The organism is Variovorax sp. 20P10.2.4, from assembly GCF_058244205.1.
This window is the reverse complement of sequence record NZ_JBZAYE010000281.1, coordinates 1-9,092: the sequence shown is the minus strand read 5'-3', so window position 1 is coordinate 9,092 and position 9,092 is coordinate 1. Positions and strand designations below refer to the sequence as shown.

12 protein-coding genes are annotated in these 9,092 nt (G+C 67.0%); 11 read left to right on the top strand and 1 reads right to left on the bottom strand.

Going from position 1 to position 9,092, the window contains the following annotated elements:
- From AC27VN_RS23430 to AC27VN_RS23395, 8 genes are all read left to right on the top strand, one after another.
- Window positions 1-602: methyltransferase domain-containing protein (locus AC27VN_RS23430; protein WP_490878055.1), on the top strand; the 602-nt coding region annotated here is incomplete at its 5' end.
- A 178-nt stretch (window positions 603-780) separates the two neighbouring features.
- On the top strand, window positions 781-1,257 hold the full coding sequence (locus AC27VN_RS23425; protein ID WP_093348338.1) for a DUF2244 domain-containing protein: 477 nt from the start codon (window positions 781-783) through the stop codon (window positions 1,255-1,257).
- 60 nt (window positions 1,258-1,317) lie between these two features.
- Window positions 1,318-2,490 carry a cytochrome c oxidase subunit II gene (gene coxB, locus AC27VN_RS23420; RefSeq protein ID WP_093347433.1) on the top strand — a complete coding sequence of 391 codons (1,173 nt, stop codon included), beginning with the start codon at window positions 1,318-1,320 and terminating at the stop codon, window positions 2,488-2,490.
- 62 nt (window positions 2,491-2,552) lie between these two features.
- Window positions 2,553-4,190 (top strand): cytochrome c oxidase subunit I, encoded by a 1,638-nt coding sequence (gene ctaD, locus AC27VN_RS23415; RefSeq protein ID WP_093347430.1) that lies wholly within the window; start codon window positions 2,553-2,555, stop codon window positions 4,188-4,190.
- A gap of 46 nt (window positions 4,191-4,236) precedes the next feature.
- Window positions 4,237-4,350 carry a cytochrome oxidase small assembly protein gene (locus tag AC27VN_RS23410; RefSeq protein ID WP_218159410.1) on the top strand — a complete coding sequence of 38 codons (114 nt, stop codon included), beginning with the start codon at window positions 4,237-4,239 and terminating at the stop codon, window positions 4,348-4,350.
- Between the two features lie 40 nt (window positions 4,351-4,390).
- Window positions 4,391-5,017 carry a cytochrome c oxidase assembly protein gene (locus tag AC27VN_RS23405; RefSeq protein WP_203202768.1) on the top strand — a complete coding sequence of 209 codons (627 nt, stop codon included), beginning with the start codon at window positions 4,391-4,393 and terminating at the stop codon, window positions 5,015-5,017.
- Window positions 5,017-5,238 (top strand): DUF2970 domain-containing protein, encoded by a 222-nt coding sequence (locus tag AC27VN_RS23400; protein ID WP_296801225.1) that lies wholly within the window; start codon window positions 5,017-5,019, stop codon window positions 5,236-5,238. The genes AC27VN_RS23405 and AC27VN_RS23400 overlap by 1 nt, the downstream gene beginning before the upstream one ends.
- A gap of 71 nt (window positions 5,239-5,309) precedes the next feature.
- Window positions 5,310-6,191, top strand: a complete 882-nt coding sequence (locus tag AC27VN_RS23395; protein ID WP_093347424.1) for a cytochrome c oxidase subunit 3 — start codon at window positions 5,310-5,312, stop codon at window positions 6,189-6,191.
- Window positions 6,192-6,268: 77 nt separating this feature from the next.
- Here AC27VN_RS23395 and AC27VN_RS23390 read toward each other — a convergent pair whose 3' ends face one another.
- Entirely contained in the window at window positions 6,269-6,499 is a 231-nt protein-coding gene (locus AC27VN_RS23390) for a twin transmembrane helix small protein (RefSeq protein ID WP_093347422.1), read from the bottom strand.
- Window positions 6,500-6,526: 27 nt separating this feature from the next.
- On the opposite strand from AC27VN_RS23390, the gene AC27VN_RS23385 reads away from it, so the two are divergent.
- From AC27VN_RS23385 to AC27VN_RS23375, 3 genes are all read left to right on the top strand, one after another.
- A complete protein-coding gene (locus tag AC27VN_RS23385) occupies window positions 6,527-7,375 on the top strand; it encodes an SURF1 family protein (RefSeq protein ID WP_408908510.1) in 849 nt (282 codons plus the stop codon).
- Window positions 7,362-8,042: a redox-active disulfide-containing membrane protein gene (locus tag AC27VN_RS23380; protein WP_296801223.1), complete on the top strand. Its 681-nt coding sequence runs from the start codon at window positions 7,362-7,364 to the stop codon at window positions 8,040-8,042. Before AC27VN_RS23385 ends, AC27VN_RS23380 begins: the two co-directional genes overlap by 14 nt.
- Before the next feature lie 43 nt (window positions 8,043-8,085).
- A partial coding sequence (locus AC27VN_RS23375; RefSeq protein WP_490878054.1) for a COX15/CtaA family protein occupies window positions 8,086-9,092 on the top strand: 1,007 nt, incomplete at its 3' end.

Here is a 9,092-nt window from a genome sequence, read left to right as displayed (position 1 = left end):
GGCAGGGCGGCAAGCTGCGCTTCGACGGGCTGCCAGAGGGGGGCGTCGACCTGCTCTGGGCCAACATGGCGCTGCACATGGCGGCCGACCCCGAGGCGCTGATCGCGCACTGGCACCGGCAGGTCGCCACCGACGGCTTCCTGATGTTCTCGTGCTTCGGCCCCGACACCCTGCGCGAACTGCGCGCGCTGCATGCGCGCCTGGGCTGGCCGGCCGCGAGCCACGAGTTCACCGACATGCACGACTGGGGCGACATGCTGGTCCATGCCGGCTTCGCCGAGCCGGTGATGGACATGGAGCGCATCGTGCTGACCTGGGCCACGCCCGAGGCCGCGCTGGCCGAGCTGCGCACGCTCGGGCGCAACCTGCATCCGGCGCGTTTTCCGGCCCTGCGCGGCCGGGCCTGGCAGGCGGCCCTGCACAAGGCGCTGCCCGAACTCGCGCCGGCCGAAGGTGGCGAAGGTCGGATCGCGCTGACCTTCGAGATCATCTACGGCCATGCCTTCAAGCCGACCCCGCGGGTCTCGCTGTCGGCCGAGAGCGCGGTCTCGCTGCGCGAGATGCGCGAGATGCTGCAGCGCGGACGCCCATCCGCCCACTGAAGACCGTTGTAGCGCGGCCCGCGCGTGCCGCATTCGGTACACGGCCGCTGGTATCTACCCGCTACAATCCGCCGTTGCGTGAAACTCGTGGGTACATGCCCGCGATCGAGGTCCGTCGGAACCCGTGGAAGACAAGGGATCTGGCGGGCGCCGACTTACCGATTTGCTGAACTCGCCCGTGTCGAATTCCGTGTTTCGATTTGCCACTGTTTCAGGCCAGAACATCCACTGGTTTCTGAAGCGGAACTGCTCGGTGACGCCGAGCCAGCTCGGCTGGCTCTACGCTTCACTGTGCGTGGTATCGCTCGGTATCGGAACGGTCTTCTGGATGCACGGCGCGCCGCTCGTGTTGCCGTTCGCCTGGCTCGAACTGGCTGCCGTGGGGTTCGCGTTCATGGCCTACGCCCGGCATGCGACCGATGGCGAGAGGATCATGCTGCAGGCGGGCCGGCTCGTGGTCGAACTCGAGAACGGCGGGAGCTACGAGCGCACGGAATTTCTCCCGCACCGGGTGCGGATCGAGCCGCAGACCGGCGACCGATCGTTGATCGAGTTGTCGGGCCAGGGTCGATCGGTCAGGGTGGGGCGCTATGTACGGCCGGAGTTGAGGGCCGCACTGGCGCGCGAGATTCGGATGGCGTTGCGCGGCGCCTGAGGGGGCTCGCGCGGTGCTGCACGGTTGGGTTTGTTGAAAATTTGAAGAAACGTGAACACGATGAAGAGCATTTGGCGCAATAAGTTCATGCCGGCAATGCTGGCGGCCGGCGCGGCTTTCAGCGGCGCGGCGCACGCAGTCAACGATCTGCCCGGCGGCCCCTCGGTGCGCCAGTTGAATCTTCCGGTCGGTGTGACCAAGATTGCGCAGGAGCAGCACTTCCTGCACACGGTGATGATGATCATCTGCACGGTGATCTTCGTGGCCGTGTTCGCGGTCATGTTCTATTCGATCTGGAAGCACCGCAAGTCGGTGGGTCACAAGGCCGCCAACTTCCATGAATCGGTGGTGGTCGAAGTCATCTGGACCATCGTTCCCTTCCTGATCGTGATCGTGATGGCGCTGCCCGCCACCAAGGTGCTGGTGGCCCAGAAGGACACCACCAACGCCGACCTCACGATCAAGACCACCGGCTACCAGTGGAAGTGGGGCTACGACTACCTGAACGGCGAAGGCGAGGGCCTGGCCTTCATCTCCACGCTCGACAGCTCGCAGCGCGCGATGTCGGACGCCGGCGCCAAGGGCGCGATCCCCGACGACTACCTGTTCAAGGTCGACAACCCGCTGGTCGTGCCGGTGCAGAAGAAGGTTCGCATCATCACCACCGCCAACGACGTGATCCACGCCTTCGCGGTGCCGCAGCTCGGCATCAAGCAGGACGCGATCCCCGGCTTCGTGCGCGACACCTGGTTCCGCGCCGAGACCGTCGGCGACTACTACGGCCAGTGCCAGGAACTGTGCGGCAAGGAACACGCCTACATGCCGATCCACGTGAAGGTGGTCTCGGCCGCCGACTACACGACCTGGGTCGCCGCCAAGCGCAAGGAAGCCGCCGCCAAGCTCGACGACCCGACCAAGGTCTGGACCCTGCCCGACATGATGGCGCGCGGCGAGAAGGTCTACGCCGCCAACTGCGCGGCCTGCCACCAGGCCAACGGCAAGGGCGCGGGCCCGATCAAGGCGCTCGATGGCGACCCGAAGGTGCTCGACGCCGACCACAAGGTGCAGCTGATGGTGCTGCTCAACGGCCAGAACAACGGCGCGATGCCGTCGTGGAAGCAACTGAGCGACACCGACCTCGCGGCCGTCGCCACCTACACCAAGAACAGCTGGTCGAACAAGACGGGCCAGATCGTGCAGCCGGCCGAAGTCCTTGCCCTGCGCGGCAAGTGATCGGTTGACCGGAACAACACAGCGAACAGCGCCCAGCGACGAGATATTCAAGGAACGATGAAATGAGTGCAGTCCTCGACCCCCACGGTCACGCCCACGGCGACCACGCGCACGACGACCACCATGACCACCACGCGCCCACCGGCTGGCGCCGCTGGGTGTTCGCGACCAACCACAAGGACATCGGCACGCTCTACCTGCTGTTCAGCTTCACGATGCTGATGGTGGGCGGCGTGCTCGCGCTGCTGATCCGCGCCGAGCTGTTCCAGCCGGGCCTGCAGCTCGTGAACCCCGAGCTGTTCAACCAGTTCACCACCATGCACGGCCTGATCATGGTGTTCGGTGCGATCATGCCGGCCTTCGTGGGCTTCGCGAACTGGATGATCCCGCTGCAGATCGGCGCCTCGGACATGGCGTTCGCGCGCATGAACAACTTCAGCTTCTGGCTGCTGATTCCGGCGGCGCTGATGCTGGTCGGTTCGTTCTTCATGCCCGGCGGCGCACCGGCCGCGGGCTGGACGCTCTACGCGCCGCTCACGCTGCAGATGGGCCCCTCGATGGACGCCGGCATCTTCGCGATGCACATCATGGGCGCCTCGTCGATCATGGGTTCGATCAACATCATCGTGACCATCCTCAACATGCGCGCCCCCGGCATGACGCTGATGAAGATGCCGATGTTCTGCTGGACCTGGCTCATCACCGCCTACCTGCTGATCGCCGTGATGCCGGTGCTCGCCGGCGCCATCACGATGACGCTGACCGACCGCCACTTCGGCACCAGCTTCTTCAACCCCGCCGGCGGCGGCGACCCGGTGATGTACCAGCACATCTTCTGGTTCTTCGGCCACCCCGAGGTCTACATCATGATCTTGCCGGCCTTCGGCATCATCAGCCAGATCGTGCCGGCCTTCGCGCGCAAGAAGCTGTTCGGCTACGCCTCGATGGTGTACGCCACCTCGTCGATCGCGATCCTGTCGTTCATCGTCTGGGCGCACCACATGTTCACGACCGGCATGCCGGTCACGGGCCAGCTGTTCTTCATGTACGCGACCATGCTGATCGCGGTGCCGACGGCCGTGAAGATCTTCAACTGGATCGCGACCATGTGGCAGGGCTCGATGACTTTCGAGACGCCGATGCTGTTCGCTGTGGGCTTCATCTTCGTGTTCACGATGGGCGGCTTCACCGGCCTGATCCTCGCGATCGCGCCGATCGACATCCAGCTGCAGGACACCTACTACGTGGTGGCCCACTTCCACTACGTGCTGGTGGCCGGCTCGCTGTACGCCATGTTCGCGGGCTACTACTACTGGGCGCCCAAGTGGACCGGCGTGATGTACAACGAAACGCGCGGCAAGATCCACTTCTGGTGGTCGCTGATCTCGTTCAACGTCACCTTCTTCCCGATGCACTTCCTGGGCCTGGCGGGCATGCCGCGCCGCTATGCCGACTACCCGATGCAGTTCGCCGACTTCAACGCGGTGGCATCGGTTGGCGCCTTCGCCTTCGGCCTCGCCCAGGTGTACTTCTTCTTCTTCGTCGTGCTGCCGACCATGCTCGGCAAGGGCGAGAAGGCGCCGCAGAAGCCGTGGGAAGCCGCCGAAGGCCTCGAGTGGGAAGTGCCGTCGCCGGCGCCGTTCCACACCTTCGAGACGCCGCCCAAGCTCGACGCGACCGCCACCAAGGTGATCGGCTGAGCGCCGCATTGCCCCACGCATCCCCGACGATCGAGACCGCCACGCGATGACGCCCGAACAGAGAAGAAACAACCGCCGCATGGGGCTGACGCTGGCCTCGATCGCGCTGATCTTCTTCGTCGGCTTCGTCGTGCGCATGGTCTGGTTCAGCGGCCGCTGACGCGGTCTTTGCAAGCCTCAAGGCACAGGAGCACACGCACATGAGCCTCGGTCAACGCATCCGGCGCGCCAATGTCCAGATGGTCGGCAAGCTGGCCGTGGTCGCCTGCGGCATGTTCGCCTTCGGCTATGCGCTGGTGCCGCTGTACCGCGCCATCTGCGAGATGACCGGCATCAACATCCTCGCGCTCTCCGAGCTCGAGGTGCCGGGCGGCGCGAGCGGCGGCAAGAACGTGCGCGTGCCCGACAACACGCAGGTCGACATGACCCGCACCATCAAGGTCGAGTTCGACTCCAACGTGCGCGGCGGCCTCTGGGACTTCAAGCCGGCCGAGCGCACGATGGAAGTGCACCCGGGCGAGCTCAACACGGTCATGTACGAGTTCCAGAACGTGCAAAACCGCCGCATGGCCGCGCAGGCCATCCCGAGCTACGCACCGCAGCAGGCCGCGCCCTATTTCAACAAGCTCGAGTGCTTCTGCTTCAACCAGTACACGCTCGACGCGGGCGAGAAGAAGCAGTGGCCGGTCGCCTTCGTGATCGACCCCAAGATCTCGAAGGACGTGAAGACGATCACCTTGTCGTACACCTTCTTCGAGGTCGGCGGCAAGACGCCCGCGGCGCCGGTCGCCGTCGCGCCCACCACCGCCGCCGAGCCGCGTTCGTGATGGTCGATTCGCCGCCCACACCCGGAACGCCGCGCAAGGGTTCGCTGCTCGCGACCCTCAAGGCGGTGGCCTGGTCGTTCTTCGGCATCCGCAAGAAGAGCGCCTACCAGGACGACCTGGCCAAGCTGAACCCGCTGCACATCATCGCGGTCGCCTTCGTCATGGTGATCGCGTTCATCGTCGGCCTCGTGCTGGTGGTGCGCTTCGTGGTCGCGCCCTGAGCCCCGAGCGAACGAACCCACGCTACCCAGAACCCATCGAATCGAGAGAAGAAAGAAAGCCAGGAGCTGATATGAGTTCAACCACCCACGGCACCACGCCTTACTACTTCGTGCCAGGACCCTCGGCCTACCCGGTCGTGTCCGCCATCGGCCTGTTCTTCGTGATCCTCGGCGCGGGGCAGTGGATCAACGGCCACCAGTGGGGTGCGTGGTCGCTGCTGCTGGGCATGCTGATCTGGCTCGGCACGCTGTTCGTGTGGTTCCGCGCCGCCATCGGCGAGAGCGAGAGCGGCCAGTACGGCCACAAGATCGACCTCTCGTACCGCTGGAGCATGAGCTGGTTCATCTTCTCCGAGGTGATGTTCTTCGGCGCCTTCTTCACCGCGCTGTGGTGGGCCCGCACCCATGCGCTGCCGAACCTCGGCAGCCTGGACAACGCCCTGCTGTGGCCCGACTTCAAGGCCGTGTGGCCCAGCGTCGCGGCCGGCGTGACCGGTTCGCCGGCCGGCATCGTCGAGCCGTTCCAGACCGTCGGCCCGTTCTGGCTGCCCACGATCAACACCGCGCTGCTGCTGAGCTCGGGCGTGACCCTGACCATCGCCCACCACGCGCTGCGTGCCGGCCATCGTGCGCAGACCATCCGCTTCATGTGGCTCACCGTGCTGCTCGGCGTGATCTTCCTGGGCGTGCAGGGCTACGAGTACTACCACCTGTACACCGAACTGAACCTCAAGCTCAGCTCGGGCACCTACGGTTCGACCTTCTTCATGCTGACCGGCTTCCACGGCCTGCACGTGTTCATCGGCATGCTGATGCTGCTGTTCATCACGCTGCGCCTGCAGAAGGGCCACTTCACGCCCGAGCGCCACTTCGGCTTCGAAGGCGCTGCCTGGTACTGGCACTTCGTCGACGTGGTGTGGCTCGGCCTCTACATGCTGGTCTATTGGCTTTGAGCGAAGCACCTCGCGGCATTCCACAAAAAAGGCGCCGTCAGGCGCCTTTTTCATGGTTCTCGTGGAACGAGCACCACCTACTTGCCGAGAGGGAGCCCGGTGGGCTGGATGTAGCCCAGTTTCCAGGCCAGCAGCATGCAGAGGAACAAAAGGACCGAGAGGCCGATCCGAAAGGTGAGCGCGCGCGCCATGCCGCCGCTCTTGGCGCGCCCGTTGCGACCGTCCTTCAACATGTAGAAGAGCGCGAAAGCCAGGCTCGCGAAGATGCCCACGAACAACAGGGCAACGAAGTATTTCATGACCCGCATTATCGGCCGCCTGCCACCCGCGTTCCAGTGACTCCCGACCCCCTGAACCCGCCTCCCGGCCGCGCGCCGGACACCGCCTCCTCCCGCCAGCGCAGCGACCGCGGCTGGACCTGGGCCCGCTTCTGGCTGATGACCATCGCCGCGCTGGTCACCGTCTCCTCGACCATCTCGCTGGGCCGCTGGCAGCTCTCGCGCGCGGCGCAGAAGGAGGCGCTGCAGGCCGAGATCGACGGCCAGAAGCTCAAGCCGCCGCTCGAGCAGGCCGACTTCCTCGCGCTCGAGCGGCCGGCCGAGATGCTGCACCGCCCCGTGCACCTGCGCGGGCTGTGGCTCGCGGCGCAGTCGGTCTACCTCGACAACCGCCAGATGCATGGCGTGCCCGGCTTCTACGTGCTGACGCCGCTCGCGCTCGAGGGCAGCAACCAGACGGTGATGGTGCAGCGCGGCTGGATCCAGCGCAATTTCAACGACCGCACGCAGCTGAGCGCGGTCGAGACGCCGGCCGGCCTCGTCGACGTGACCGGCCTGATCGAGCCGCCGCCGGGCCACCTGCTCGAGCTCGGCAAGCCCGCCGCGCCGGCCTCGGCACCGGCTGGCGAGGGGTCTTCGCCCATCCGGCAGAATCTCGACCTCGAAGGCTTCCGTGCCGAAACGCAACTGCCGCTGCGCACCGACGTGTCGCTGCAGCAGACCGGGCCTGCTTCCGAGGGCCTGCAGCGCGATTGGCCGGCGCCCGCGCTGGGCCTGGAGAAACACTATGGCTATGCATTCCAGTGGTTCGGCCTGTCGGCCCTCGTGGTGATCCTCTATGTCTGGTTCCAATTCATTGCCCCCCTCCGGCGCTCGCGCCGCGCACGCCGCGATGCAGTCCGCTGACGAGCCGCTGGGGCTGACCGTGCACTCGATGCCGTCGCCGACCCAGGCGCTCGACGGCGCGGAGGGCCGCCGCACGGTCGTCGGGCGCTGGAAGATGATCGCCGTGATGCTGATGTGCGCGGCGCCCGTGATCGCCTCGTACTTCACCTACTACGTGATCCGGCCCGAAGGCCGCAGCGTCTACGGCCAGCTGATCGACCCGCAGCACGAGATGCCCGCGCTGACCGCGGCCGACCGTGCGGGCGCGCCGGTCAGCCTGCAGACGCTCAAGGGCCAGTGGCTGCTGGTGGCCGTGGGCAACGCCGCCTGCGACGCGCTGTGCGAGCAGCAGCTCTACCTGCAGCGCCAGCTGCGCGAGGTGCTGGGCCGCGAGAAGGACCGGCTCGACCGCGTCTGGCTGGTCAGCGATGCCGCGCCCGTGCCCGAGCGCCTCGAGAACGGCCTGCGCGGCGCCACCGTGCTGCGCCTGCCGCCCGAGCAGCTCGCCAGGTGGTTCACGCCCGAAGCCGGTCACACGCTGGCCGAGCACCTGTTCGTGGTCGACCCGATGGGCAACTTCATGATGCGCTTCCCCGCGCGCATGGATGCCAAGGGCGCGGGCCGCGCCAAGCGCGACCTCGACCGCCTGCTGCGCGCCTCCGCCTCGTGGGACGAGCCGGGCCGCTGAGCGCGACGCACGACGACGAAGACGCACGACGCTTTCAATCAAGATGGACTCCAGCTCGCTCTACGACCTCACGCCGATCGCCTGGCTGCTGGCGGCCGGCGCGCTGATCGCGCTCGGGCCGCTGGTCTGGGTGTGGCGGCGCAACGCGGGAGCCGGCCCGGCGCGGCGGCTGCATGCGCTGACCGTGCTCACCCTGTTCCTGACCTTCGACCTCACGCTGTTCGGCGCCTTCACGCGCCTCACCGATTCGGGCCTGGGCTGCCCCGACTGGCCCGGTTGCTACGGCAACGCGAGCCCGGTCGGCGCGCGCCACGAGATCGCGATGGCGCAGGCCGCGCAGCCCACCGGCCCGGTGACGCACAGCAAGGCCTGGGTCGAGATGGTCCACCGCTACCTCGCCACCGGCGTCGGCGCGCTGATCACCGTGCTCGCGATCGCGACCTGGGTGGTGCGCGCGCGGCAGCGCAAGCAGGCGAGGGCTGCGCCGTCCTCGGCGCGGCAAGCTGGCGACCATGCCGCGCTCAGCGCCTGGTGGCCCGCGGCCACGCTGGTCTGGGTTTGCCTGCAGGGGGCCTTCGGCGCGCTCACCGTCACCTGGAAGCTCTTTCCCGCCATCGTCACGCTGCACCTGCTGGGCGCCGTGGTGCTGCTCGCGCTGCTGTGCATCCAGGCCGTGCGCTACCGCCAGGTGGCCGCGCAGCGTCTGCCCACGCCGGTGTCGCCAGCGCTGCGCAACGGGCTGATCGCGACCTCGGTGCTGCTGGTGCTGCAGATCGCGCTCGGCGGCTGGGTCAGCACCAACTACGCGGTGCTCGCGTGCACCCAGTTCCCGATCTGCCAGGACAGCTGGTGGCCGCCGATGAATTTCGCGCAGGGCTTCGAGATCTGGCGCCACCTCGGCGTGACCGGCGAGGGCGTGCCGCTCGATTTCGCGGCGCTCACCGCCATCCACTACGCGCACCGGCTGCTGGCGTATCTCGTGTTCGTCGCGCTCGGCCTGCTGGCCTGGCGCATGCGCCGCATCGACAGCCTGCGGCCGCAGGCCGGCTG

Coding starts and splice junctions, on each gene's coding strand:
- ctaD (WP_093347430.1), top strand. CDS start 2,553: ATGAGTGCAGTCCTCGACCCCCACGGTCACGCCCACGGCGACCACGCG.
- AC27VN_RS23410 (WP_218159410.1), top strand. CDS start 4,237: ATGACGCCCGAACAGAGAAGAAACAACCGCCGCATGGGGCTGACGCTG.
- coxB (WP_093347433.1), top strand. CDS start 1,318: ATGAAGAGCATTTGGCGCAATAAGTTCATGCCGGCAATGCTGGCGGCC.
- AC27VN_RS23390 (WP_093347422.1), bottom strand. CDS start 6,499: ATGCGGGTCATGAAATACTTCGTTGCCCTGTTGTTCGTGGGCATCTTC.
- AC27VN_RS23395 (WP_093347424.1), top strand. CDS start 5,310: ATGAGTTCAACCACCCACGGCACCACGCCTTACTACTTCGTGCCAGGA.
- AC27VN_RS23400 (WP_296801225.1), top strand. CDS start 5,017: ATGGTCGATTCGCCGCCCACACCCGGAACGCCGCGCAAGGGTTCGCTG.
- AC27VN_RS23405 (WP_203202768.1), top strand. CDS start 4,391: ATGAGCCTCGGTCAACGCATCCGGCGCGCCAATGTCCAGATGGTCGGC.
- AC27VN_RS23380 (WP_296801223.1), top strand. CDS start 7,362: ATGCAGTCCGCTGACGAGCCGCTGGGGCTGACCGTGCACTCGATGCCG.